This window comes from Streptomyces sp. NBC_01352, from assembly GCF_036237295.1.
In the GTDB taxonomy this organism is placed as follows: Bacteria; Actinomycetota; Actinomycetes; order Streptomycetales; family Streptomycetaceae; genus Streptomyces; species Streptomyces plumbiresistens.
This window is the reverse complement of the sequence record NZ_CP108354.1, coordinates 563,791-588,423: the sequence shown is the minus strand read 5'-3', so window position 1 is coordinate 588,423 and position 24,633 is coordinate 563,791. Positions and strand designations below refer to the sequence as shown.

23 protein-coding genes and 3 pseudogenes are annotated in these 24,633 nt (G+C 70.1%); 18 read left to right on the top strand and 8 right to left on the bottom strand.

The annotated features are described in order from the left end of the window. Positions 1–5: 5 nt before the first annotated feature. The 5 genes from OG252_RS02935 (at position 6) to OG252_RS02915 (ending at position 7,397) form a co-directional block, all read left to right on the top strand. Complete coding sequence (locus OG252_RS02935) at positions 6–1,589, top strand: ABC transporter ATP-binding protein (RefSeq protein ID WP_329333445.1); 1,584 nt, start codon at positions 6–8, stop codon at positions 1,587–1,589. Then, entirely contained in the window at positions 1,586–2,707 is a 1,122-nt protein-coding gene (locus tag OG252_RS02930) for an ABC transporter permease (RefSeq protein WP_266452083.1), read from the top strand. Before OG252_RS02935 ends, OG252_RS02930 begins: the two co-directional genes overlap by 4 nt. Then, entirely contained in the window at positions 2,704–3,639 is a 936-nt protein-coding gene (locus tag OG252_RS02925; protein ID WP_329333442.1) for an ABC transporter permease, read from the top strand. Before OG252_RS02930 ends, OG252_RS02925 begins: the two co-directional genes overlap by 4 nt. 108 nt (positions 3,640–3,747) lie before the next feature. Continuing rightward, on the top strand, positions 3,748–6,735 hold the full coding sequence (locus tag OG252_RS02920) for an esterase-like activity of phytase family protein (RefSeq protein ID WP_329333440.1): 2,988 nt from the start codon (positions 3,748–3,750) through the stop codon (positions 6,733–6,735). Between the two features lie 92 nt (positions 6,736–6,827). Then, positions 6,828–7,397: a TetR/AcrR family transcriptional regulator gene (locus OG252_RS02915; protein WP_329333438.1), complete on the top strand. Its 570-nt coding sequence runs from the start codon at positions 6,828–6,830 to the stop codon at positions 7,395–7,397. 15 nt (positions 7,398–7,412) lie between these two features. Here the strand turns inward: OG252_RS02915 and OG252_RS02910 are convergent. Then, positions 7,413–7,540 (bottom strand): annotated as a pseudogene (locus OG252_RS02910) (TetR family transcriptional regulator); the annotation flags it as partial. Positions 7,541–7,710: 170 nt separating this feature from the next. On the opposite strand from OG252_RS02910, the gene OG252_RS02905 reads away from it, so the two are divergent. The 7 genes from OG252_RS02905 to OG252_RS02875 all read left to right on the top strand — a co-directional run bounded on the left by OG252_RS02905 (position 7,711) and on the right by OG252_RS02875 (position 12,730). After that, the gene (locus OG252_RS02905; protein ID WP_329345063.1) at positions 7,711–8,523 is read left to right on the top strand and encodes an oxidoreductase; all 813 of its coding nucleotides are present in this window, start codon (positions 7,711–7,713) and stop codon (positions 8,521–8,523) included. 65 nt (positions 8,524–8,588) lie between these two features. Next, positions 8,589–9,104, top strand: coding sequence for a nuclear transport factor 2 family protein (locus OG252_RS02900; RefSeq protein WP_329333436.1), 516 nt, complete (start codon positions 8,589–8,591; stop codon positions 9,102–9,104). A 203-nt stretch (positions 9,105–9,307) separates the two neighbouring features. After that, positions 9,308–10,453, top strand: coding sequence for an L-dopachrome tautomerase-related protein (locus OG252_RS02895; RefSeq protein WP_329333435.1), 1,146 nt, complete (start codon positions 9,308–9,310; stop codon positions 10,451–10,453). A gap of 136 nt (positions 10,454–10,589) precedes the next feature. Further along, positions 10,590–11,057 (top strand): MarR family winged helix-turn-helix transcriptional regulator, encoded by a 468-nt coding sequence (locus tag OG252_RS02890; protein WP_329333433.1) that lies wholly within the window; start codon positions 10,590–10,592, stop codon positions 11,055–11,057. 36 nt (positions 11,058–11,093) lie between these two features. Continuing rightward, positions 11,094–11,345: a hypothetical protein gene (locus tag OG252_RS02885; RefSeq protein WP_329333431.1), complete on the top strand. Its 252-nt coding sequence runs from the start codon at positions 11,094–11,096 to the stop codon at positions 11,343–11,345. A gap of 35 nt (positions 11,346–11,380) precedes the next feature. Next, positions 11,381–11,590, top strand: coding sequence for a hypothetical protein (locus OG252_RS02880; protein ID WP_329333429.1), 210 nt, complete (start codon positions 11,381–11,383; stop codon positions 11,588–11,590). A 189-nt stretch (positions 11,591–11,779) separates the two neighbouring features. After that, positions 11,780–12,730, top strand: coding sequence for an NmrA/HSCARG family protein (locus OG252_RS02875; RefSeq protein WP_329333427.1), 951 nt, complete (start codon positions 11,780–11,782; stop codon positions 12,728–12,730). Between the two features lie 385 nt (positions 12,731–13,115). Here OG252_RS02875 and OG252_RS02870 read toward each other — a convergent pair whose 3' ends face one another. Next, positions 13,116–13,574 (bottom strand): carboxymuconolactone decarboxylase family protein, encoded by a 459-nt coding sequence (locus OG252_RS02870; protein WP_329333425.1) that lies wholly within the window; start codon positions 13,572–13,574, stop codon positions 13,116–13,118. Between the two features lie 94 nt (positions 13,575–13,668). Between OG252_RS02870 and OG252_RS02865 the strand changes: the two genes are divergently transcribed. Beyond that, entirely contained in the window at positions 13,669–14,658 is a 990-nt protein-coding gene (locus OG252_RS02865) for a pirin family protein (RefSeq protein ID WP_329333423.1), read from the top strand. Between the two features lie 54 nt (positions 14,659–14,712). On the opposite strand, the gene OG252_RS02860 is transcribed toward OG252_RS02865, so the two are convergent. Beyond that, a complete protein-coding gene (locus tag OG252_RS02860) occupies positions 14,713–15,429 on the bottom strand; it encodes an NADPH-dependent F420 reductase (RefSeq protein ID WP_329333421.1) in 717 nt (238 codons plus the stop codon). A 19-nt stretch (positions 15,430–15,448) separates the two neighbouring features. After that, positions 15,449–16,480: an LLM class flavin-dependent oxidoreductase gene (locus OG252_RS02855; protein ID WP_329333419.1), complete on the bottom strand. Its 1,032-nt coding sequence runs from the start codon at positions 16,478–16,480 to the stop codon at positions 15,449–15,451. Between the two features lie 320 nt (positions 16,481–16,800). Here OG252_RS02855 and OG252_RS02850 point away from each other — a divergent pair, with 320 nt between their 5' ends. Beyond that, complete coding sequence (locus OG252_RS02850) at positions 16,801–17,268, top strand: MarR family winged helix-turn-helix transcriptional regulator (RefSeq protein WP_266452108.1); 468 nt, start codon at positions 16,801–16,803, stop codon at positions 17,266–17,268. 580 nt (positions 17,269–17,848) lie between these two features. On the opposite strand, the pseudogene OG252_RS02845 reads toward OG252_RS02850, so the two are convergent. Then, positions 17,849–18,711, bottom strand: a pseudogene (locus OG252_RS02845) (helix-turn-helix domain-containing protein). Positions 18,712–19,185: 474 nt separating this feature from the next. Between OG252_RS02845 and OG252_RS02835 the strand changes: the two are divergent. The 4 genes and pseudogenes from OG252_RS02835 to OG252_RS02820 all read left to right on the top strand — a co-directional run. After that, the gene (locus tag OG252_RS02835; protein ID WP_329345062.1) at positions 19,186–19,569 is read left to right on the top strand and encodes an MmcQ/YjbR family DNA-binding protein; all 384 of its coding nucleotides are present in this window, start codon (positions 19,186–19,188) and stop codon (positions 19,567–19,569) included. An 8-nt stretch (positions 19,570–19,577) separates the two neighbouring features. Further along, complete coding sequence (locus tag OG252_RS02830) at positions 19,578–19,940, top strand: MmcQ/YjbR family DNA-binding protein (RefSeq protein WP_329333412.1); 363 nt, start codon at positions 19,578–19,580, stop codon at positions 19,938–19,940. Positions 19,941–19,986: 46 nt separating this feature from the next. Next, a complete protein-coding gene (locus OG252_RS02825) occupies positions 19,987–20,412 on the top strand; it encodes a PPOX class F420-dependent oxidoreductase (RefSeq protein WP_266452112.1) in 426 nt (141 codons plus the stop codon). A gap of 68 nt (positions 20,413–20,480) precedes the next feature. Next, positions 20,481–20,645, top strand: a pseudogene (locus OG252_RS02820) (transposase); the annotation flags it as partial. 118 nt (positions 20,646–20,763) lie between these two features. Here the strand turns inward: OG252_RS02820 and OG252_RS02815 are convergent. The 3 genes from OG252_RS02815 to OG252_RS02805 are packed head-to-tail and all read right to left on the bottom strand — an operon-like array spanning position 20,764 to position 24,631. Beyond that, positions 20,764–21,171, bottom strand: coding sequence for a DUF1257 domain-containing protein (locus OG252_RS02815; RefSeq protein ID WP_329333410.1), 408 nt, complete (start codon positions 21,169–21,171; stop codon positions 20,764–20,766). 44 nt (positions 21,172–21,215) lie between these two features. Next, positions 21,216–22,826 carry an Hsp70 family protein gene (locus tag OG252_RS02810; RefSeq protein ID WP_329333408.1) on the bottom strand — a complete coding sequence of 537 codons (1,611 nt, stop codon included), beginning with the start codon at positions 22,824–22,826 and terminating at the stop codon, positions 21,216–21,218. Continuing rightward, entirely contained in the window at positions 22,823–24,631 is a 1,809-nt protein-coding gene (locus OG252_RS02805) for a hypothetical protein (protein WP_266452122.1), read from the bottom strand. The genes OG252_RS02810 and OG252_RS02805 overlap by 4 nt, the downstream gene beginning before the upstream one ends. Positions 24,632–24,633: the final 2 nt, after the last annotated feature.

Here is a 24,633-nt window from a genome sequence, read left to right as displayed (position 1 = left end):
TGATGATGAACGAGCCATGGGGCAAGGACGGACCGGCCGTCGCCGCCCGCCAGGTCACCAAGACCTACGCCAACGGGGTACGTGCGGTGCGCGCCGTGGACCTGGAGGTCCCGCCGGGCGAGATCCGGGCGGTCGTCGGTGAGAACGGCGCGGGCAAGTCCACGCTGATGAAGCTGTTCTACGGCCTGGAGCAGCCGAGCGCGGGCGAGATCCTGGTCGGCGGACGGCCCCGCGTGCTGCGGGGCCCGGCCTCGGCGATCGCGCTGGGCGTGGGCATGGTGCACCAGAACCTCATGCTGGTGCCGTCCTTCACCGTCGCCCAGAACGTCGTCCTCGGCGTGGAGCCGGGCCGTCGCGGTCTGGTCGACCCGAAGGGTGCGGTGGAGACGACCGCCCGGCTCGCGGAGGAGTCCGGACTCGTCGTCGACCCCAAGGCGCGCGTCGACGAGGTGTCGGTCGGCATGCGGCAGCGCACCGAGATCCTCAAGGCACTCCACCGGCGGGCCCGCGTGCTGATCCTCGACGAGCCGACCGCCGTGCTCACCCCGCAGGAGACCGAGGATCTCTTCGCCGCCGTGCGCCGGCTGCGCGACGGCGGGATGACCGTGCTGTTCATCTCGCACAAGCTGCGCGAAGTACGGGAGATCAGCGACAAGGTGAGCGTGATGCGCGCCGGCTCCCTCGTGGGCACGGTCGCCACCGCCGACGCCACCGAGCGCTCGCTCGCCTCCATGATGGTCGGCCGCGACATGTCCCTCGACGTGGACCGTTCCCCCGCCCGTCCCACGGAGACCACCCTGCGGGTCCGCAGCCTCCGTTACGACGCCCCGACCGGCCAGTCCCTGCACGGCCTCGACTTCGACGTGGCCGCCGGGGAGATCGTCGGCGTGGCCGGTATCGAGGGCAACGGCCAGAGCGAACTCGCCGAGATCCTCGCCGGGTTGCGCCGAGTCACCTCGGGCACCGTCCACGTCGGCGGTACCGACACGGCCGGCCTCGACGTGGCAGGACACCGCAGGGCCGGCATCGGCTACGTACCGGAGGACAGGCTGCACAACGGGGCCGCCCTCGACGCGTCCATCGCCGACAACCTCGTCGTCGACCGCCACGACCGCCCGCCCCTCGCCCGACGCGGCATCCTGCACCCGGGCGCCGTACGCGACCACGCCGACCGGCTGATCGACCAGTACGCCATCCGTACCCCCGACCCGTCGGTCCCGGTACGCGCACTGTCCGGCGGCAACATGCAGAAGGTCATCGTCGCCCGCGAACTCTCCGCGGGACCACGCCTGTTGATCGCCTCACAGGTCACCCGCGGGGTGGACATCGGCGCGATGCGGTTCATGTACGAGCGTCTCGTCGCCGCACGTGACGCGGGCGCCGCCGTCCTGCTGATCTCCGCCGACCTCACCGAACTCCTCGCCCTGTCCGACCGGTTGCTCGTCCTCAAGGACGGCCGCCTGGTCGCCCGGTTCGACGACACGAGCGGCCTCACCGAGAAGCGGGTCGGGCTCTACATGCTCGGCGTCGAGGAGCAGGACCCCGACGACCTGACGGCCGGTCTGGAAGACCTGGGGGAGACGTCGTGACCACCACCCCCATGACCGCGATCGAGATCGAGGACCGGAGCCAGTACCGGACGACCCGGCGCCGCGACTTCGCCGTCGACCTCAGCATGGCCCTGGCCACCATCCTCGCCGCCCTGGCCATCGGCTTCCTCGTCATGCTCGCCACCGGCAACGACCCGATCCGCGCCTACGAGGCGATGCTCACCGGCCCGCTCGACCGCTCCTTCCGCGTCGGCCGCTGGCTGGAGGACGCCACCACGCTCACCCTGCTCGGGCTGTCGGTCGCCATCCCCTTCCGCGCCCGCCAGATCAGCCTCGGCGCCGAGAGCCAGGTCTACGCCGGTGCGCTGGCGGCCGCGACCGTCGCGATCTTCCTGCCGCTGCCGCCCGTCGTCGCCGTGATCGTGCCCATGGCCGCGGCAGCCGCGGCGGGCGCCGGAATGGGCCTGGTCCCGGGATCGATGAAGGCACGCCTCGGCGCCAACGAGATCGTGGCGACGCTGATGCTCAACGCCATCGTCGTCCGCGTCTACGACTACCTGGTCAACGGCCCGCTGAAGGAGCCGGGCAGCAGCGCCGTGCACTCCGAGTCCATCCAGCAGGACTCTGTGCTCACGCCGCTGAGCGACGTCTTCGGCATCCCACTGGGCCGGGCCAACATCGGCCTCGGCGTGATGCTGCTGACCGCCGTCGCACTGTGGCTGCTCATCACCCGCACCCCGCTCGGCTACCGCATCCGCATGACCGGCGCCAACCCCGACTTCGCGGCCTACGGCGGCATCCGCGTGCCCCGCGTCATCGAGTGGAGCTTCGTCATCGGCGGCGCCGTCGCCGGGCTGGCCGGCGCCCATCTCGTCCAGGGCGTGTACGGGCGGCTCGAACCAGGGCTCGCCGGAAGCCTCGCCTTCGAAGGGATCGTGGTCGCGTTGCTGGCCAGGAACAACCCGCTGGTCGTCGTGGTCGCCGGATTCTTCTACTCCTACCTGCGCGCCGGGGGCGACATCATGGAACAGCAGACGGACGTCGGCACCGAGATCGTGGTGGTCATCCAGGCGGTCATCGTGCTCCTGGTCACCGCCCAGGCCCTGCCCAACCTCCTCAAGCGGCGCATGGCGCGGAGGCAGGTGGGCGTCCGATGAGTTCCGTGCTCGACGTCGTCCTCAGCAGCGCCTTCCTGGCGGCCGTACTGCGGATCGCCACGCCGTACCTGCTCGCCGCGTTCGGCGGGCTGGTCGCCGAACGCGCCGGCATCAGCAACATCGCCCTGGACGGCCAGATGCTCTCCGCCGCCTGCACCGGGGCGCTGGTCGCCGGCTACAGCGGCTCCGTCGCGCTGGGCGCGGTCAGCGGAGTCGCCATGGCGACACTCCTGGGCCTGCTGCTCGCCGCGCTGCGCCTGGAGTTGGGCGCCGACGCGATCATCGCGGGCATCGGCCTCAACCTCCTCGCCTCCGGCGGCACCGCCTACGCCGTCTACAGCCTCCTCGACGACAAGGGCGGCACCACCGGCCTGAAGAGCGGCAGCCTGCCGACGGTCACCCTGCCGGGTATCGAGAACATCCCGGTGGTCGGCGATGTGCTGAGCGGCCAGAACATGGTCACCTGGCTGGCCTTCCTGGCCGCTCCGTTCGTCGCCTGGCTGTTCTACCGCACCCGCTTCGGCTTCCACCTGCGCGCGGTCGGCGAGATGCCGGACGCCGCGGCGTCGGTCGGCATCGGGGTACGGCGCGTCCAGTACACCGGCCTCGCCCTCAGCGGAGCCCTCGCAGGCCTCGCCGGAGTCTTCCTCAGCATGGGTTATGTCTCCTTCTTCGTAAGGGACATGACGGCCGGCCGCGGTTTCATCGCCCTCGCCGCCGTGTTCCTCGGCGGTCTGCGGCCGTGGGGTGTCTTCCTCGCCGCGCTCGGCTTCGGAGCGGCGGAGGCACTGGCCGTGCAGCTCGGCACCCTCGACGTACCACCGCAGCTGGTGTCGACGATCCCGTACGTGATGACGCTGGTCGCCCTCGCCCTGTACGCGTGGCGCCGCAAGCGCCGGGGCCGTGCCGTGCCGGCGGCCGCCTCACTCTGACGCCTCACCACCCCCCTCTCACTGGGCTCTCCCACCCGCCCGCCCACACCTCGCCGGGAGAACGGGTCGGCGAGCCATGCCCGCACGCCTCCCTTCGGAAGGACACTCATGCGCCACAAATCCCCAGTACGCCGCAGACGCGCGCTCCTCGCCTCCCTCGCCGCGGCCGGCCTCCTCGGCAGCCTGGCCCTCACCAACGGTTTCGCGGCGGAACCGGAGGCGGATGCCTCCGGGAAGCCGCAGGACGTGCGGCTCCTCGACACCGTCACGGTGCCCGCCGGAACGACGGAGTTCGGCATGCCGTTCGGCGGGCTGTCCGGCATCGACTACGACCCGCGGTCCGGCGAGTACGTCGCCCTCAGCGACGACCGCTCGGAGAACGGCAAGGCCCGCTTCTACCGCCTCCGACTCCCGCTCGACGGGGCGGCCTTCGCCGGTGACAAGCCCGACCTCGACGGCCTGACCGTGCTCGCCGACACCACCGGCGACCCCTTCGCCCCCAAGGCGGTCGACCCCGAGGCGATCCGCTGGACCCCCGGCGGCAAGAGCCTGCTGTGGACCAGCGAGGGCGCCTCCTCCGCCGGGCAGCCCGCATTCGTCCGCGAGGCGGACACCTCCGGCGGGTACGTACGCGAACTGCCGCTGCCCAAGGCGTACGCCCCCGTCCGCTCGGCCACGGGCACCCTCACCGCCGGAGTGCGCAACAACCAGGCCCTGGAAGGGCTCACCCTCTCCCCGGACGGGAGCAAGGTGGCCACCATCACCGAGAACGCCCTCGTCCAGGACGGCCCCGCGGCCGGACTCACCGCCAAGAGTCCCTCTCGACTGCTGCTGATGGACCGTGAGACGGGCGAGCCGGAAGAAGAGCACGTCTACGAGGTCGACCCGATCTCCGACGCACCCACCGCGCCCCTGCCCGCCCCGGTCGGCACGTACGCGGCCGACCGCGGAGTCTCCGAGATCCTCGCGATCAACGAGACCGACTACCTCACCGTTGAGCGGTCCTTCGCCTCCGGTGTCGGCTTCTCCATCCGCCTCTACTGGACCAGCACCCTCGGCGCGACGGACGTAGGCGGCAAGGAGGCCCTGTCCGGCATCGAGAAGCCGATGCCGAAGAAGCTGCTGTACGACTTCACCACCTCCGGTACCGAGGCCGACAACGTCGAGGGCATCACCTGGGGGCCGCGGCTGCCCGACGGCTCCCGCTCGCTCGTCCTGGTCGCCGACGACAACTTCGGCTTCAACGGCAGTGTCACCAAGTTCCATCTGCTGTCGGTCCGTTCGGGGCTGCTGGCGCAACGCACACCGGACGTCGACGGTGACGGCTCCGTGAACGCCAAGGACCTGGCCGCCGTCCCGACCGCTGGCGCGGCCGGAGACCTCGACGGCAACGGCCGTACGGACGCCGCCGACGTCCGGTTGTGGATCTCGTACACCCGCGCCTTCCCCACAGCCCAGAAGCCGCCGTCCACCGTCGACGTCCAGCTGCTGTCCTTCAACGACTTCCACGGCAACCTGGAGCCGCCCACCGGGCGCGACGCCAACCTCGGCTCCAAGCTCGACCCGAAGTCCACGCCGGTCGGCGGCGCGGAGTACCTCGCGGCCCGGCTGGGCCAGCTCCGGCAGGGCACCGACACCTCGCTGACCGTCGCCGCGGGCGACATCATCGGCGCGAGCCCCTTCCTGTCCGGCCTCTTCCACGACGAACCCACCGTCGAGTCCATGGAGAAGCTGCACCTGGACGTCACCAGCGTCGGCAACCACGAGTTCGACGAGGGCACCGAGGAACTGCTGCGGATGCAGAACGGGGGCTGCCACCCCGAGGACGGCTGCTTCATCGAGGGCGAGCCGTACGACGGCGCGGCGTTCCCCTGGCTGGCCGCCAACGTCATCGACCGCGAGTCCGGCAAGCCCCTCCTGGCGCCCACCTGGGTGAAGAAGGTGGACGGCGTCAAGGTCGGCTTCATCGGCATGACCCTGGAGGGCACCCCCGAGGTCACCGGCCAGTCCGGCATCACGTCCGTACGCTTCCTCGACGAGGTGCAGACCGCCAACGCCTCCGCCCGTGAACTGCGCCGCCAGGGTGTTGAGGCGATCGTCGTCCTGCTGCACGAGGGCGGAGTGCAGGCCGGATCGTACGGGCAGTGCGACGGCATCTCCGGCCCGATCGTCGACATCGCCAAGAACCTCGACCCGGCGATCGACACCGTGGTGACCGGCCACACCCACCAGCCGTACATCTGCTCCCTGCCCGACCCGGCCGGCAACCCCCGCCTGGTCACCTCGGCGTCGTCGTTCGGCCGCGTGGTCACCGAGACGCGGCTGCCGGTGGACCGCCGTACCGGCGACGTCGTACGGGACCAGGTCGCCGCGATGAACCACCTCGTCACCCGCACCGGAAGCAGGGACGCCGACCAGACCGCCGTCATCGACAAGTGGAAGGCTCTGTCGGCGCCGCTGGCGAACCGGGTCGTCGGCAGCGTCACGGCCGACATCACCCGCTCCGAGACCCGCGACGCCGAGTCCGATCTGGCGAACCTCGTCGCCGACGCCCAACTCGCCGCCACCTCGGCACCGGAGCGCGGCGGGGCCCAGATCGCCCTGATGAATCCGGGCGGGGTGCGGGCGGACCTGGTGCACGCGTCGTCGACGGGCGGGGAGGCACCCGGCGAGATCACCTACGCCGAGGCCTTCGCCGTACAGCCCTTCGCCGGGTCCCTGGTCTCCGTGAACCTGACGGGCGCGCAGATCGAGAAGATCCTGGAGGAGCAGTTCAACGACTCCGGCACCCGGGCACCCACCCTCATGCTCGGCGTCTCCAAGGGCCTGACGTACTCCTTCTCCCGGGGCGCCCCGGTCGGCGACCGCATCGATCCGGCGTCGATCACGCTGAACGGCGGGCCACTGAAGCCGGACACCACCTACCGGGTGACCGCCAACACCTTCCTCGCCGCCGGCGGCGACGGCTTCACCACTTTCGCCGAGGGCACCGACACCGTCGGCGGCGGGGACGACATCGCGGCCCTGACCGACTACCTCACCGCCCACAGCCCGGTCGCCCCACCCGGCACGGACCGTGTGACCGAGCTGCCCTGACGAAAGCCGAGGCCGAGAGCGGTTCCGAGCTCCGCCGCGACTGCGTAAACCGATCGGTTTTCATTCCGATGGAATCGAGTTAACCTCGCAGTGTGACCACCAAGGCGAAGCTGAGTCCCCGAGAGCGGCTGCTGGACGCGGCGGCCACCCTCACCTACCGAGACGGTGTCGGCGTCGGCGTCGAGGCGCTGTGCAAGGCGGCGGGGGTGTCCAAGCGCTCCATGTACCAGCTGTTCGAGAGCAAGGGCGAACTGCTCGCGGCGAGCCTGGAGGAGCGCGCCTCCGCCTACGTGGCGAGGGCCCTGCCCCCGGCGGACGACGACCGTTCACCCCGCGAGCGGATCCTGCACGTCTTCGAGGGGGTGGAACTGCAGGCGAGTGCGCCCGAGTTCCAAGGCTGTCGGTACCTGGCTGTGCAGATCGAGCTGAAGGACCGCAGTCATCCTGCGAGCCAGGTGGCACACCGGATCAAGGCGGGGCTGACGGCCTTCTTCCGTGGCGAAGCCGAACGGGGTGGCGCGAGCGATCCCGACCTGCTGGCCCGGCAGCTGATCCTCGTCTTCGACGGCGCCGGTGCCCGCGCGGGGATCGGCGCCGACAACCTGACAGGGCTCATCATGCCCACCGTGGTGCCCCTGCTCGATGCGGCGGGCATGCGCTGACGCATCGCCCTTGCTGAGGCACGGCTGCGTGACGCCACCACGCCTGGCAATCGCCCCGGTAGAGCTGCCGTAGTAGCCCTTCAGCGCGAACTCGGTTATCGCATCGCGGGGATGACACTCTCGCGTCTCTCCTGCCTGCCCATTTCGGCCCGTGCCGCCATGCCGATGGGGCGCCGGTCTGCTTGACCTGAAGACAGCCGGTGACGCGGACCGGGACCAGTTCCTTGCTTGAGCTTGTGCATGGAAACCGATCGGTTTACAGTGAGACGGAGGAGAAACCGATCGGTTTCCCAAAGGGATTCGGGAGTGCATGATGGCGACAAATCGGCCGGTGGCACTGGTGACGGGGGCGTCATCCGGCATCGGGAAGGAAGCCGCGCTCGCGCTGGTCGCAGCGGGTTTCGACGTGGCCGGCACAGGCCGCGACACCTCACGCGTCACCCCGCTCCACGGTGTGACGTTCCTCGACCTCGACGTGGTGAGTGACAAATCGGTCACCGCCGCGGTCCAGCAGGTGATCGAGCGGTTCGGGCGGATCGACGTCCTGGTCAACAACGCCGGCATCGGCTCCATAGGCGCGGCCGAGGAAACCTCCGTCGCACAGGCCCAGGGCGTCTTCGACATCAACGTCTTCGGGACCATGCGCATGGTGAAGGAGGTCCTGCCGCACATGCGTGCCCAGGGACGGGGGCGCATCATCAACCTCTCGTCAGTGCAGGGGTTCATCCCCGCTCCCTACATGGCCGTCTACGGCGCGTCCAAGCACGCGATCGAGGGCTACTCCCAGTCCCTGGACCACGAGGTCCGGGAGTACGGCATCCGGTCGCTTCTCGTCGAACCCGCCTACACCAGGACCGGATTCGAGGCCAACAGCGCGAAGCCCGACACGCCCCTGCATGCCTACGCGGATCAGCGGCGGGTCTTCGACCGTCTGATGACGGAGGCGATCAAGGACGGCGACGACCCCGCCGTTGTCGCCAAGGCGATCGTCGCGGCAGCGACCGACGCGAAGCCGAAGCTGCGCTACGCCGCGGGCCCCATGGCCGGACGCGCGCGCATGCTCCGCTTCGTTCCTGCCTGGGCCCTCGACAGGCAGATCCGCAAGATGAACAAGCTCGCCGGCTGACACCCGCCACCCGCGCATCTCGCCACCCACAAACGCGTTCGCGCCGTTGATACCGGGAGAGACCCGTGTCCGAGACCCTGCACTCCGCCGCCACCATCGCGCGCTGGCGCGCCGCCGAGGAACGCGGGGATGTCGAAGCCGCAGTCGCGTGCCTGAGCCCGGACGTCGTGCTCAGCTCGCCGCTCACCGACCAGTTTTCCTTCGAGGGATCTGACCAGCTGCGCGACTTCCTGACCGTGGCGTTCGCGGCGGTCAAGGACGTCCATTACCACACCCAGACCGGCGAGGGCGACGCGTACGCCCTGGTCTACCGGGCGCGGGTGGGTTCCCAGTCTTTCGAGGAGGTGCAGATGCTGCGGCTCGACGACCAGGCACGCATCACGGAGATCACGCTCTTCGGGCGTCCGATGCCGGCCCTCACCGCCCTGATGCACCTCATGGGTCCGGCGCTCGCTCGCCAGCAGGGCCGCCGGGGCCTTGCGACGCTCATGAGCGTCAGCACCGTACCCATTCACGCGATGGTCTCCTCGGGGGACCGCAGCATGGTCGCGAAGACCCGCCCGGCAGCTCGGCGGACCTGAGAGCACCAGGTCCACCGGCCGTTTGACCCCGTTCCCCTTCCAGGAGTTGGCGGTAGCCGCAGGCGGTGTCCTCGGCGGACAGCGCTGCTGAAGGCGGCGGCCTCCACCGGCCACGGCAGCGTCCTGCCGATCCCTCCACGCGCCGAGGTGGTGCGCCAACTCGCCGCGTCCTCCGCACACTTGACCCAGCAGGAGACGCTCGCATGAAACGACGTGCATTCCTTACGGCGACCACCGCGTCGCTGGCCGCCACCCAACTCGCCGGGCCCGCCTACGCCACCGGTTCAACAGCCAAAAACCACGAGGTCGTTGCCCGTTTCTGGGGCGCGATGCCGACGGGTGTCACCGTCTCGCGCCGCGGCCGGGTCTTCGTCAACTTTCCCCGCTGGGGCGACGATGTCCCGTTCACCGTCGCCGAACTGCGGGGCGGGAAGCCGATGGCCTACCCCGACGCCGAGGTGAACCGCGAGGACGCCTCCGACCTGGCCGGACACTTCCAGTCGGTGCAGAGCGTCGTCGTCGACCCGGCCGACCGGCTGTGGATCCTCGACACCGGAAGCCCGCTGTTCGCCGGGTCCTCCTACGGCGGTCCGAAGCTCGTGGCGGTCGACCTGCGCACCGATCGGATCGTACGGAAGATCCTCTTCCCGCCCGAGGTGGTGCCGACGAACAGCTACCCCAACGACGTGCGCTTCGACCTGCGGCGCGGCGCCGAGGGCATGGCGTTCATCACCGACTCGGGCGGCTCGAACGGCGTGATCGTGGTCGACCTGGCCACGGGCCGCTCCTGGCGGCGACTGGCCGGGCATCCCTCGGCGCTCCCGGACAAGCAGTTCCTTCCGGTCATCGAGGGGGAGCCCTTCATGGTCCGCCCCCCGGGCGGCGAGCCCACGTACTACGAGACCGGCTCCGACGGCATCGCTCTCAGCGCCGACGGCACGCGCCTCTACTACTGCCCGCTGTCCAGCCGCCGACTGCACAGCGTGTCCACCGACGCCCTCGCCGACCCGGACGCCACGGACGCCGAGGTGGCGGCGACGGTCGAGGACCTCGGGTTCAAGCCGATGGCCGACGGCCTGGAGAGCGACGACAAGGGGCGGCTCTACGGCGGCGACCTGGAACACAACTCCCTCTGGCGCAGAAGCCCGAACGGCACCTACCGGACCCTCGCCCAGGGGAGCGACCTGCTCTGGGTCGACACCCTGTCCGTCGCCTCGGACCGGCATCTGTACGCCATCGCCAACCAGCTCAACCGGCTGTCGCCCTTCCACGAGGGCAAGGACCTGCGCCGCAAGCCCTATCTCCTGGTCCGCCTGCCGATCGACGCCGGGCCGGTCAGGCTCGTGTGACCTCTCCCGCTAAGACCTGAGGACTCCTCGGCGGGTCGTGGCCATGCGATGCCCAACGCGCCGTCCGCCCTGCCAGGCCGGCGATGATTACGCGACCTCTGGGTGATGTGTCAACCATCGGTTAGAGTGGGTTTGCATGGAAGACGAAACCCGCTGGCTCACCCCGTCCGAACAGCGCGCGTGGCGCGCCTTCACCGGCGTACACCAGAAACTCCCCAGCGCGCTGGCGCGCAAGCTGCAGGCCACGGGGAACCTGTCCGTCGCCGACTACGTCGTGCTCGTGGCCCTCACCGATGCGCCCCACGGCCGGCAGCACTTCCAGGAGCTGGCCAAAGCGGTGGACTGGGAGCGCAGTCGCATGTCCCACCATCTCAACCGCATGAACAAACGCGGCCTGGTGAAACGTGAAGACTGCCCCAAGGATGCGCGCGGGGTTCACGTGATCGTCACACCCACCGGCCGTGCGGCCATGGAAGGGGCCGCCCCCGGGCACGTCGCCACCGTGCGTCGGCTGATCATCGACCCCCTCAGTCCTGAAGAGCTCGACATGCTCACTGATCTCTGCGAAGGCATCCTTGGCCGGTTGGAGGCGGATCCACGCTGACGTCTCGCCCGTTGGATGCCTGTCCAGGGAGCCGACGTGCTGCCGGCCGTGGTGCGCGAGCGGGCCGAGCGTGGCTGTGACGTGGTGCAGGTGATGGCCGGCGGTGACAACGTGACGCCCGGCTCCGACTCCCCGCACCAGCAGTACGGTCCGGCCGATCTGCGGCTGATCGTCGAGGAGCCGCATCGACTCGGGCTCACCACGGCCGCGCACGTCGATCGCCACGCCCACCTTGCTGACCTCGCCGCTCGCGATCGGCGCGTCGGAGTCGTGGCCGACCGGGTGTGAAGCAGGGGATCTTCGGCAGTCTCACGTTGGGATGGGTGCCGGGGACACCACCGCCGCCACCGGCCGTTGCCGCCCGCGTCGGCGTCGGCAGTGACGCGGGCATCGAGCCGTCAAAGCTGCAGCGCCTCTTGCCGTGCGCGCTGGTGCAGTTCGCCGAGCTGGGCATGCCCACTCTCGACACGTTGCGGTCCATGACGACCGAGGCCGCCGAAGCGGTGGGCCTGGCCGCGGCCGCAAGGGTGTAGTGCGGTCCGGCGCGGACGCGGACGTCCTGGTCCTCGGCGGCGCACTCGTCGCCGACCTCTCCGCCGTCACCGACATCCGGGCCGTGTACCGAGCCGGCCACCGAGCACTCCATCAGTTGATACATCAACCGATTCGCGCTAGGTTGTTGATGCGTCATCTAGAAGCCTTTTCTGGCAAGGAGACCTGTCATGAGCAACAAGAAGATCATCGCAGTCGCCGGAGCAACGGGTGCACAGGGCGGTGGCGCCGCACGAGCGATCCTGGCGGATCCGGAGTCGGGCTTCACCGTCCGCGCGCTCACCAGGAATCCCGACTCGCCCGCGGCCAGGGAGCTCGCCGCGCTCGGGGCCGAGGTCGTCCAGGCGGACTTCCACGACGAGCCGACGGTGCACAAGGCGTTCGACGGTGCCTACGGCGCCTTCCTCGTCACCAACTTCTGGGCGCACGGTTCGGCGGCCAAGGAGACCGAGGAGATCAATGTCCTGGTCCGGGCCGCCAAGGCCGCAAACCTGCGCCACGTGGTCTGGTCCACCCTGGAGGACACCCGCGACCTGCTGCCGGTGGACGACGACCGCATGCCCGTCCTGCAGGACAAGTACAACGTGCCGCACTTCGATGCCAAGGGTGAGGCCAACGAACTGTTCACGCAGGCCGGAGTACCGACGACCTTCCTGAACACCACCTTCTTCTTCCAGGGCTTCGTCCAGGGCATGGGCCCCCAGCGTGCCGAGGACGGTGTGCTGACACTGAGCCTGGCGCTGGAGGACGGCAAGCTCCTCGCCGGGGTTGACGTGGCGGACATCGGCCGGACGGCGTTCGCCGTCTTCAAGCGCGGGGAGGAATTCATCGGCGCCACCGTCCACCTGGCCGGCGACCATCTGACAGGTGCGCAGTACGCGGAGAAGTTCGCGACGGTGCTGGGTGAGCCGGTGCGCTTCCAGTCCGTGCCCTACGACGTCTTCCGCGGTTTGGACTTCCCCGGGGCCGAGGAGATCGGCAACATGTTCCAGTACTACGGCGACTTCGATCAGGAGTTCACCGGCGCCCGTGATCTGAACCGGCTGCGCGAGATCAACCCGTCGCTGAAGAGCTTCGACGACTGGCTGGCCGAGAACGCCTCGAAGTTCGAGTTGAGCTGACGAGGCGCGACCACTCCCGGGCACCAGAGGTTCGACCGCGGGAACTTGAATGGCGTGAAGCGGCTTGCTGGTCAACCCAGTGAGATTGACGCCGAAGCGCGGCAGCCGCGGCACTGGCCGTGACCACCGGCCCGGCCCAGGCGGTGAGTCAGCCGCCCCGGTGCCAGGCCGCCGCAGGCGCCTGCGTGGCCGTCACCGACGGAACCAGAGGCCATGTCCCCAGCATCAGCGTGAACGGCCAGTGGGCGTGCTGAGGTGGCGTCAGCTCGCTCGGATTTCTCGTCGAGTTCGTCCACGAGACCGACCGCGCCGAGTGAGGGGCTGGCGCCACCCGCCCGACTCTCCCTACGAGGATCCGTGGGTCATCGCCGAGCAGGACACCGTCTCACCCACTCCGGTCCGCCCGTACCGGATGCTTGCTCATGATCGAGACCCGGTTGAAGGCGTTGATGGTGACCGCCACCCAGATCACAGCGGAGATCTGGTCATCGGTGAGCACCCGGCGAGCGCCCTCGAAGGCGGATTCCTGTGCCACGGCATCGGTGGGGTCGGTCGTGGCCTCGGCCAGTGCGAGGGCCGCGCGCTCCGTGGGGGAGTACACCTCGGTGTCCCGCCACGCGGCCAGCACTCCGAGCCGCTGCGACGACTCACCCGCGCGTACGGCCGCCTTGGTGTGGGTGTCGAGGCAGTAGGCGCAGCCGTTGATCTGCGACACGCGGAGGTTGATCAGCTCCACGACGGTGCGGTCGAGCCCCGCCTCGGCGGCGACCGTGCGCACCGCTTCCGACGTCTGTACCAGGGCGTGGAAGGCCTTGGGGCTCTGTTTGTCGATGAAGATTCGCATGTCTCCCGCTCGTTGTCTGCTTGCTGTGGCCTTCACCCTATGATCATGACATAGTAGTTGATGCAACAACTACATTCCACGGGAGGTGGTCTCGGTGAGCAATGTCGAAGCCGAGCCGGCAGCGATGAGGTGCGGGGCGCCGGTCGGCGACGTACGGCCGACCGGGGCGCCCAGGGTCGACGTGCTCCCCGCACGGGAGGTACCCCTGGGCGGACCGCGCTCGATGACGGTGCGGCGGACGCTGCCGCAGCGCGACCGGCCGCTGATCGGGGCCTGGTGCTTCGCCGACCACTACGGTCCCGACGAGGTCACCGACCGCGGCGGCATGGCGCTGCCCCCGCACCCGCACACCGGCCTGCAAACGGTGACCTGGCTGTTCAGCGGAGAGGTCGAGCACCGCGACACGCTCGGCACCCACGCCTTGGTGCGTCCCGGGGAGATCAACCTCATGACGGGCGGGTACGGCATCGCCCACTCGGAGGTCTCCACCCCGCGTACGACCGTCGTCCACGGCGTTCAGCTGTGGGTGGCGCTGCCGGAGGAGCACCGCAACGCGCAACGGGACTTCCAGCACCATGTGCCCGCGCCCGTGCGAATGAAAGGGGCCGAGATCAGGGCCTTTCTCGGCTCGCTCGCCGGTGAGGTCTCCCCGGTGCGGACGTTCACACCGCTGCTCGGCGCCGAGATCGTCCTCGAACCGCGTAGGACGGTCGCCCTCTCCGTGGACACCGACTTCGAGCACGGCGTTCTCGTGGGCAACGGGGACGTCCGTGTGGCCGACACCCTGCTGCACCGGGCGGAGCTGGGCTATGTTCCGCCGGGTGCCGACGCCTTGACGCTGGCGAACGAGTCGGACGGCCCGGCGCGGGTGATTCTGCTCGGCGGCACCCCGTTCGAGGAGGAGATCGTCATGTGGTGGAACTTCATCGGCCGCACTCACGAGGACATCGTCAAGGCCCGCGAGGACTGGGAGGCCTCCTCCGACCGCTTCGGCACGATCGAGGGATTCCCCGGGGGGCGGCTCCCCGCCCCCACCCTGCCCAACGCCACCATCAGGCCGCGCCGCAATCCCCCGCGTCGCTGACCTCTGATATCAAGCAGATGGTTCGAGGCGAGTGCGGCTGAGTCGTTCCGATGTCTACGACGGCTCGGGCGCCGGCTCCAAAAGGGCGGCCCGCGCGGCGGCGACGGCACGTCCGCGGTCCGACTCCGGGAAGCGGCTGAGCATCGCGCGCAGTTCCTCGGCGTCCACGTTGGCGCCGAACGGCTCGGTGCCCGGCTCCAGCCGTACCCCCGAGGCCAACGGCCCCGCGACGACGGGTTCGAAGCCGAAGTCGTCGACGAGGCGCGCGACGAGGAGGAGGTCGTCAGGATCGTCACCGGCGAGCGCGATCGCCTTGCGCCCGCGTGTTCCGGCGGGCCGGGCCTCGTCCTCGAGGTCGTGGTAGCCCATGTGGTTGAAGGCCTTGACCACGCGAGCACCGGACAGGAAATCCTGCACGAGCTCGCTCGACGAGGTGAGCGGGTCGGTGAGGTCCGCGCGGATGCCGTCGACTTCCCACCAGTAGTTCATCGCGTCGATGACGGGCTTGCCCTCCAGCGCTTCGGCGGGGATGGTGCGGTACTTCCCGAGCGGGAGGGCCAGGACGACGACGTCCGCCTTCGCCGCCGCCTGGGCCGCGGTGACCGGGACCGCGCCCGGCGTGAGTACTTCGACAGTGAGGGCGATCTTGGCGGGGTCGCCCGATCCGGCGATGAGCACGCGGTGGCCGGCTGCCAGAGCCAGTCGTGCGAGCACGGTGCCGACCTTCCCCGCACCCAGGATGCCGATCGTGCGCACGTTGGTGGTGGCCATGTCTTCTCCGTTCACGGTGTCAGCCGGCGAGGAGGTCGCGGACCATGGGGAGGACCTTGGTGCCGTACAGCTCGACGGCGCGCAGGCGGGCGCTGACCGGCTGGGCTCCGGTGGTGTAGATGAGGTCGAAGCGGCCGACGTCGAGCGCCTTGATGGCGGCGGCCATCTTGCGGGCCACCGTCTCGGGCGAGCCGATGTACAGGGAGCCGTGCTCGATCTCGTTCGCGTACTCGTCCTTGCTGACCGGCGGCCAGCCGCGCAGTGCGCCGATGCGGTCCCGGATGACCTTGTAGTGCGGCCAGTGCAGCTCCCGGGCCTCCTCGTCCGTGTCGGCGATGAAGCCCGGTGAGTGCATGCCCACCGGGTGGGCGGTCGTGCCGAACTTGTCGGCGGCGCGCTGGTAGAGGTCGATGTAGGGCGCGAAGCGTTCCGGGCTGCCGCCGATGATGGCGATCATGAGCGGGAAGCCGTAGTGCGCGGTGCGGACGACCGACTGGGGCGAGCCGCCGACACCGACCCAGGTGCTGAGGTGCCCGGACTCGGTCTTGGGGAAGACGTCGGCGTGGTCGAGCGCGGGGCGTTTGGTGCCGCTCCAGGTGACCGGCTTCTCCTCCAGCAGCTTGGCGAAGAGCTCGATCTTCTCCTCGAAGAGCACGTCGTAGTCGGCGAGGTCGTATCCGAACAGGGGGAACGACTCGGTGAAGGAACCACGCCCGAGGATGACCTCGGCCCGCCCGTTCGAGAGTGCGTCCACGGTCGAGAAGCGCTGGAAGACCCGGACCGGATCGTCGGAGCTCAGCACGGTCACGCCGGAGGACAGACGGATCCGCTCGGTGCGGGTGGCGATGCCGGCGAGGACCGTCTCCGGGCTGGAGATCGCGTACTCGGGGCGGTGGTGCTCACCGAGGGCGAGGACGTCGACGCCGGTCTCCTCCGCGAGAACGGCCTCCTCGACGACCTGCCGGATGGCCCGCGCGTCGGACACGGGGGTGCCGGAGTCGTCCTGCGGCACATCGCCGAACGTGTCCAGGCCGAAGACGAGATCAGACATGGCTGGGCTCCTTCGTGAGTAGGTGCTGCACCTGTGGGCGACTTCGTGGCACCAACGGTTGACGTATCAATAATGACCCTTTTTGATTGATGCGTCAACTAAATGGGTCACCGCCCTCACGCCGGCCCAGCTCGCTGTGGCCGAACAGCTCGCGGTGACGCTGCGAACACGCCTGGACCGGACCGACTTCCCGACCTGTCAGAAGCGGGCACGGACGGGACGACCCCGCTGCTGCCACCGCTGGCGGACGGTGTCGCCCCGCGGCCACGGAGGCCCTTCGCCAAGCTGGATGACCCATCAACTCATTTACACTCGCTTGTATGGATGAGGAAGTGCGGTGGTTGACGGCGGAGGAGCAGCGCGCCTGGCGGGGCTTTGTTCGGTTGCATGAGCGGTTGGGGGGCCGTCTGTCACGCATGTTGCAGAGCGAGTCGAAGCTCTCGGCCGCGGATTTCGCCGTGCTGGTCAGCCTCACGGATGTGCCGGACGGCCGGCAGCGTTACCAGGATCTGGCTCGGGCGCTCGAGTGGGAGAAGAGCCGGATGTCCCACCACATCGCACGGATGGCCGGACGAGGGCTGGTGATCCGCGAGGAGTGCCCCGAGGACGCCCGGGGAGCGTTCGTGGTGATTACGGACGCCGGGCGGGAGGCGATCGAGGCGGCGGCTCCGCTGCACGTGGAGGCCGTGCGAGAGCTGTTCCTGGACCATGTCACCCCGGCGGAGCTGCGGACGCTGGCCGACATCTCCGAGCGAGTAGTGGCGAAGCTGGACGAGGACCCCGCCTGAGCGGCTGCACGGGCCTGCGGCCGCGTCGGCAGGGCCGGTGCCCCGGTTCTTGTGACGCGCAGCGGTGGTTGGGTCCAAGGCAGTGCTCCTCGGCCGCAAGCGCCCTCGCAGTGTCCTGGACGTCGAAGCCGGAGGCCCCTCCTGCTCGTCAGGCGTGGCGTGGCGTGGCGTGGGGCCGGTGGTGCTCCGGCGCTGTGCAGCACCTCTGGCACCGCTTGCGCGATGACCTGGGGCCGCAGCACCCTGGTCCGACCACCCGCTCCGGTCCTGGCCGGCGCCGCGGACAGCGTGGGCGGCGTCGAGATCCCGGCCGTGTTCGGCTTCAGCGTCTCCTTCCTGATCGCGACAGCCGCCACACCCCTCCGACTGATCCTGGCCCTCTTCCTGCCCCGCCAGTGCCTGAGGCCCCGGCCGAGGCAGCGGGCTGAGCCCCGATCCGCATGGCGGCTCTCGGTCCGTCGTGCGGTCCCTCAGTCGAGTTGTGTTGCGGCCCGCGTGAGGCTCCCCTCGATTCGGCCCAAGACCTCGAGAGTCTCGGCACTCGGTCTGTTTTGGGATATCCACCGGCCGGGGGTGGCTCTCAGGGATCCGGGGCGGCCTGACGAGCCGCGTAGGCGGCGGGTGTGAGGCCGGTGTGCTGGCGGAAGAAGCGGCCGAAGTTGGCCGTGTCGGTGAAGCCGAGGTGGTCGGCGACCGCGCGGGCGGTCCACCGGGCGTGGCCGAGCAGTCGGCGCGCTTCGAGCAGTCGGCGCTGATCGATGACCTGCCGTGCTCCGGCGCCGGCGGCCGCCCGGGTGGCGCGGCTGAGGGTTCGTACGGAACAGCCGAGCAGCCGGGCGTAGTCGTCGACGCGGTGCAGCTCGCGGTAGTGCATCTCCAAGGCGTCCAGGAATCGTTCGTAGACCGGCATGTCTCCCGGGTTCCTGGCCTCAGCGTTGTTGGCCGAGGAAGTGTTTCCGGTGGTGACCGGAGTTTGTGCGAGGTCCAGTGAGTTGGCGAGGCGCAGCAGCAGGGCTTCGAGGAGGCTGCATCGCAGGGCGTGATGGGTCGCGAGCGGGCGGCGTCCCAACGCACGGTGTTCGTCGAGGAGTTGGAGCGCGGTTTGTTCCAGCCAGGGCGCGTCGTCGGGGTGCGGGGTCAGCACGGCGGGGGCGTCGTGCGAGGTGACAGGAGCCAGCCGGCGGGCGATGTCGGGCCGGAGCGCCTCCGGTTCGAACAGGATGAAGGGCCACGGGCGGTGCTGGGGTCGTGCCAGCACTGCACGTGCCCGGGGCGCACCCACAGCCACTGGCCGGGAGCGACGGTGCGTGTGACGTGATCGACGTCGTGCCGAAGTTCACCCTCCGTGACGAGGATCAGGTAGTGGAAGGTGGCACGGCCCGGACGGGGCGGATTCCACGGCCAGTCGTCGTGGTCGGCGTGGAAGTCCTCGACGGTGGTCACTTCCAGGCCGTACGGCGTACCGACCGGGGGCTGGAAGCCGTACAGCGGGACGGACTCGGGCTCTGCGCGTGCGGCGGAGTCGGGCCGCGAGACGAAGAGGGTGGAGGAAGCCTGCTCCGGCCCCGGCTGGTGTCGCCTGTCGACCATCATGTGTCCGCAGTTTAGCGGCCGCATTGTCGTCCGCAGGGAAAGGATGGTGATGCGGCCCGAGCATGTGCGTGCCGTCGGCGTGGGGAGTGCCGGGCACTCACCTTCGATCCTCCGTGAACGAGAGAAGGCACGGCCGCGAGCGCATGCAGGCGATGGCCGAGGCGGGCGTCGACAGCACGCTGCGCTTCATGCCTGGGCTGTGCCACGGGGGACCTGATGTCACCGGCGCGGAGGCCGGACGAGTACGCGGCCGCCGTGTCGGTGTACGCGGACCTCGCCGCGCGCGTGGCGCCGACCGAACAACAGTCGAAGGAGCTGATGGCCATGGACGGAGAGACGCTGCAGAAGACCGCGGCCGACTGCGCCGAGGAACTTCCCGGGGCTGGGCTGGAGCACCCGTTCGGGCCCGAGTGGGAGGTGTACAAGGTGCGCGGCAAGGTTTTCATGCTCATGACGCAGGTGACGGGTGTGCCGATGGTGATTCTCAAATCGGCCCCCGACGAGGCGGCCGCCCTGCGTCACGAGCACGCGGAGATCACCCCCGGGTACCACATGAACAAGAAGCACTGGATCACGCTGGAGGGCGGACACACGATCGACGAGACGCTGGTGAAGGAGCTCGTGACCGACTCCTACCGACTGGTCGTCAGCAGGCTCGCCAAGTCCCAGCAGCCAGTCGACCCGCACACCTACGGCCTCCGCGCCTGACCTCCGGGATGTCCTCCAGCGGCACGAAGCTCCAGGACACCGCGCGCCACACCGCACTCGCGCTGCCCGGAGTCAGCCACGGGCGCCCGTTCACCCAGCAGTTGGACGTCTACAAGGTGGCGGGCAAGGTCTTCCTGATCGTCACCGACGACCCGGACGAACTCATCGTCACCCTCAAGGCGGAACCGGAGTACGGGCGGCTGCTGCAAGGCCAGTACCCCTCGCTCACTCCGGGCCGCTACCTCGACAGGCGGCACTGGATCTCCGTAGGAGCCGGCCGGGGCGTCACCGCGGACCTCGTCGCCGAACTCGTCGACCACTCCTACCACCTCGTCCTGGAGACGGTTCCGCGCAACCGCCGTCCCAGATGACCAACCGGCCAACCGGCCAACCGACCAACCATGGAAAGGACCGCCCATGCACAGCATGTCGACCGAGGAATGGCACGCCTTCGTCACCCGCGGCGCGGCCACCGGACGGTTCGCCACCGTCGGGGCCGACGGCACGCCGAACATCACCCCCGTTTGGTACGTCTTCGACGGCGAGGCATTCCTGTTCACCACGGGTGGCGCGACGGCCAAGGCCCGCAACCTGCGGCGCAATCCCCGCGCATCCCTCTGCGTCGCTGACGACGCGCCTCCCTTCGCCTACGTCGAGGTGCGTGGCGAGGTGACGCTCAGTGAGGACCTCGACGAACTCCTCCATGTCGCCACCAGGGCCGGTGCCCGGTACATGGGTGCGGACAAGGCTGAGGAGTTCGGCAAGCGCAACGCCGTACCCGGCGAACGCGTCGTCCGCCTGCACCCCACCAAGGTCATCGCCTACGGCGGCGTCACCGACTGATGAACCACCCGGCCGCTCGCCACGTCCACCGCACGCGGCCCGGAGCCAAGGACCCGCCATGAAAAACCGGCGAGTACGGCCTGTACTCCGAGCGGCTGCGGGATCAGTTCGAGGTCGTGATCCGGAGGTTCAGGGCACGCGCGCAGCGGCGGGAGATGCCGGGAGAGTTCGGGCCCTGGCCGACCGTCTACGGACGCTTCCGGGTCTGGCGGAACGCCGGGGGCGGCACCGCGGCGCCGACTGCGCAGACTCGCCCTGGTGACCACCGTGGAGGGACGGGCCGCCGCCGATGCCGGCGGTCGGCCTGACCTCCGAGGCCTCCTGGCGAGGCACCTACTGAAGGGTGTGGCTTCAGGTGTAGCGGCGCAGGACGAGGCGGCGTTGGCCGTTCTCCTCGAGTACGTCGGAGTCCACCTCGTAGCCGTTGTCCTCCGCGTAGCGCAGGGCGGCGGTGTGGCCGTAGGCGCGGGCGAGTTCAGTCAGCCATGGCTGGTCGTAGCTGGACCTGTCGTACTCGCTGATGACGGCTTCGAAGGTGTCGTCGGTGCGGCGGCGGAAGCCGATGTCGTTGCTGAGGCGGCCGATGTGGCGGCGGCGGATGACCACTTCGGCGCGTTCGGGGCGGGCGTCGCCCTGGTAGCCGTAGAGGGTCTGCGGGGTGTCGTGGCTCTCGACGGTGGTGAAGCCGAGCGTGGCGAGGGCCTGGACGAGCAGGTCGGGGTCGCGCAACGCGGTGCGGACACGGGTGAAGTGGGACATGAGGACTCCTCGTTTGTCGTGACGGGAGAGGCAGCGCCGGCCGGTCACGCCAGGCGGACGACCGGTTGCCGGTCCAGGACCAGCGTGTGGCGGCGCAGGTCGTAGGCGGTGACGGTGAGGCGTTTGTGGGCGTCGATGCGGAATTCCAGGCGGAAGCGGTCCTCTCCGGCGGTGGCGGGAGGGTCGGCCTCCAGGAAGGTGGGGCTGTCCTCGTTGAGCCAGAGCATGGACCGCTGCTGGCGTTGTTGCGGGGTGACGGTCACGGCGCGGGCGCCGCCGCCGGCGTCGAAGGCGATCTCCAGTTCGGCGCCGGCGTCGCGGTAGGTGGCGTGGGCCAGTTCGTAGACGGCCAGGCCCAGCTTGCGCTGTTTTTCGTGCACGGCTCTGACGGTGAGCGTCCTGACCGGCTCGTCGGTGGGGTAGGGGGTGCCGGCTTCGACCAGGGTCTCGAACTCGTAGGCGCCGGTGTCGTGATCGACGTGGCGGATGGCGTAGTCGTGCTGGATGTGGTCGAACAGCTCGCTGCCGCCGGCGATGGAGGCGGCGCCGGCCGCGACCGCCTCCAGTGGCCGGTCCAGGCGCACCACGTCGGGGTCGAAGTGCAGATGCACCAGGTCCTGCACGGCGGGGATGAGGCAGCTGCCGCCGACGAGGAAGACCTCCCGGATGTCCTGGGTGCCGAAGCCGCGGGTGCCGGCCAGGTCGAGGCAGGAGCGCAGGGCCTGGTTGATCCGGCGCAGCACGCCCTTGTCGCGCAGCAGCGCGTCGAACTCGCCGCGGGTGACGGTGACCTGGTGCGCACGGTCGGTACGGGCGTCAGCGGCGCGGATGACGGCCTGTTCGGCGGTGGCGAGTTCCCGCTTGGCCCGTTCGGCCGAGGCCAGGAGGCGGCGGAAGACCTGGTTGCGGCCGATCTGGTCGCCGTTCGGGAGCGAGAGGCGGTTGATGGCGTGTTCGGCGAGGAGCGCGTCGATGGTGTTGCCCCCCAGGTCCAGGCCCCGCTTGGCGATCGTGCGCACCCCGGCGCCGGAGCCCGCCTCGTCCGGTTCCTGGACTCGGACGACGGAGACGTCGAGGGTGCCGGCCCCGAAGTCGATTACGGCGAAGGCGTCACCCGGGTTGAGTCGGGCGCTGTAGCCGACGGCTGCCGCGGTGGCCTCGTCCACGACCCGCATCCGGGCGCTGGGCAGGCCGTCGCGGACCTCGCGCACCAGCCAGTCGCGGTAGCCGTCGAAGGACTCCACGGGTGCTGTGGCGACGATCTCCAGATCGTCGTCCTCGATGGCGAGCACGGCCAGCGCCATGATGTCGCCGAGGAACTGGGTGGCCGCTTCCCGGCCGGTGATCCTGCGGTCGCCGATGGTGCGGGCCGCGTCGTAGGCGTGTCCGGCGACGTTGCTCTTGGTGGAGGCGAAGACGGTGTGGCCGGGGTCGTCGTCCATCTCGGGGGTGACCTGGGCGCCGAGGCGGCGGGGGCCGCCGTCGTGTGCGTAGGCGATGAGGGAGGGCACCACCCGCTGGGTGGGACCGGGGCCGGCCTCGCGCAGTACGTCGACGCCGGGCAGCGGGACGGGGACGCCGCGGCCCGTCTCGTGGTCCCAGCCCGCCACGACGGTGTTGGCGGTGCCGAAGTCGATGCCGATCCGGGTGGTCATGCGTCTCCCTGGGGTTGGTCGGGGTGGCGGGCGAGGGCGATGTCGGTGGGGCCGCTCGCCGGCACGGGACCGGCGGGCCCCAGCGCGATGTCATGCCCGAACCGCTCCTCAAGACAGCGCCGCAGCACGTCGAGGGCGTCCCGCACCGTCGGGTCACCGATCTTCGGCAGCAACTCCTCGACCGGCCCCAGCTGTTGCGGATCGCAGTGCGCGAGCGGCCGTCGCAATAGTTCGCGTGCGGTGGGCAGGTGAGGGCTCTCGACTTCGAGGCGTACCTGTCGCCCTTCCACCCTGGCGAGGACCCGTACGTCTCCCCAGGGGGACTGATCGACGACGTCCCAGCCGAACGCGGTTCCGTGCCTCGGGGCGTAGGGCGAGTCGGGGCCCGCCGCCCACCGGAACGGGCCGGCCTGCACGTCGGGGACCCGCTTGGCCGCCTGCGGCGAGAACTCCCACGTGCGGACGAGCTCGCCGTAGCGCATTGCCAGGGTGTTCGGCTCGTGGAAGAAGAGGCCGTGGCTGGTCACCTCGCCTTCGGCACGCTTGAGGCGCGCCGGCATCCGATGGACGGTCCTCCCGTCCTCGTCCACCACATGGACGCTCGCCCCGAGACGGAACGCGATGAGCCGGGCGGACGGCAGTGTCGCCAGGGCGCAGGAGCGGACGTACGCCGCGAACCCCTGAGGGCCGGTCATGCGCTGGAAGCCCGGAATCGGCTGATACCGCAGGGCCTTCGCGCCCCGGTCGGCGAACACCAGTCCCTCGGGGCCGAGCATCACGGCCCCGCCGCTCGCCCTGCGGATGACGGAGACGGCGGGTGCCGGCAGGTCGAACGCCAGGTGGTCCGGCAGCACGCGGATGATCTGCGCCGGTTCTCCGTCCGGCCAGGTCTGGACGAGGACCTCGTCGCCGAGGTGCAGGACCGCGCTGTAGAGGACGGAACGCGAGCTCCGGGTCCAGCCGCGCCGGTGGGTCACCTCTCCGGAACCGACCCGGAGGGCGTGAAGATCAAATTCGCATACGACGTTCTCGAATGCGGTGCGGTAGGGCCGCCGCGAACTCGCGCGGACCACGGCCAGTTCCGAGAGATCCGGGGAGAACGACGCCCGTACGTGATGGTGTTTGTGCACCTCTCCGATGTCGTACCGGCCGAACCGCCCGGCGGGCAGCCGTTCGGTCAGCGCGCGCAGCCCCTCGGCCGACTGCCCGGCCAGCAGCGCGAGCGAGTCGGCGTCACGGCCGGTGCGTTCGTGCGGCGGCAGCAGGCCGGCGGCGGCCGCCGCAGCGGCCAGGGGCAGGTCGGCGGCGAGCCGGCGCAACTCGTCCCAGTCGCGGTGGTGGGCCAACTGGCGGCTCAGGTAGTCGGCTTCGTCGTACGGCAGTGTCGCCAGGCGGTCGCGCCGGTCGCCGGTGATCACGACCCGGATCGCCGTGCTGTCGCCCGCAGCGGTCAGCACCGTACGCAGCCGTTCGCGGATCTGCGGACGCGCGGCCCGGTATGCCAGGGCCAGCAGAGAGCCGTCGGGGTCCAGGGCCTGGCGCTGGGCGTGCTGGCCGACCAAGGTCAGGTAGGCGGCCTGGTCGGTGGGCTCCTCGGGGGCCGCCGCCAGCAGGCCGAGGACATCGGGAGCGGGCAGTTCGGCGGTCCGTAGCGCCTCCTGCGCCATCGGGTCGCCCTGCGCGCACGCCCGTAGCAGCTGCCGCCAGGCCCACCGGGCGCGCATCCCGCGGGAGCCGTCGGCCCGGTGTCGCAGCGCGTGCCGCACCAGTCGGGAGGCGCGCTTGGCGGTGATTCCCTCGGCCACTG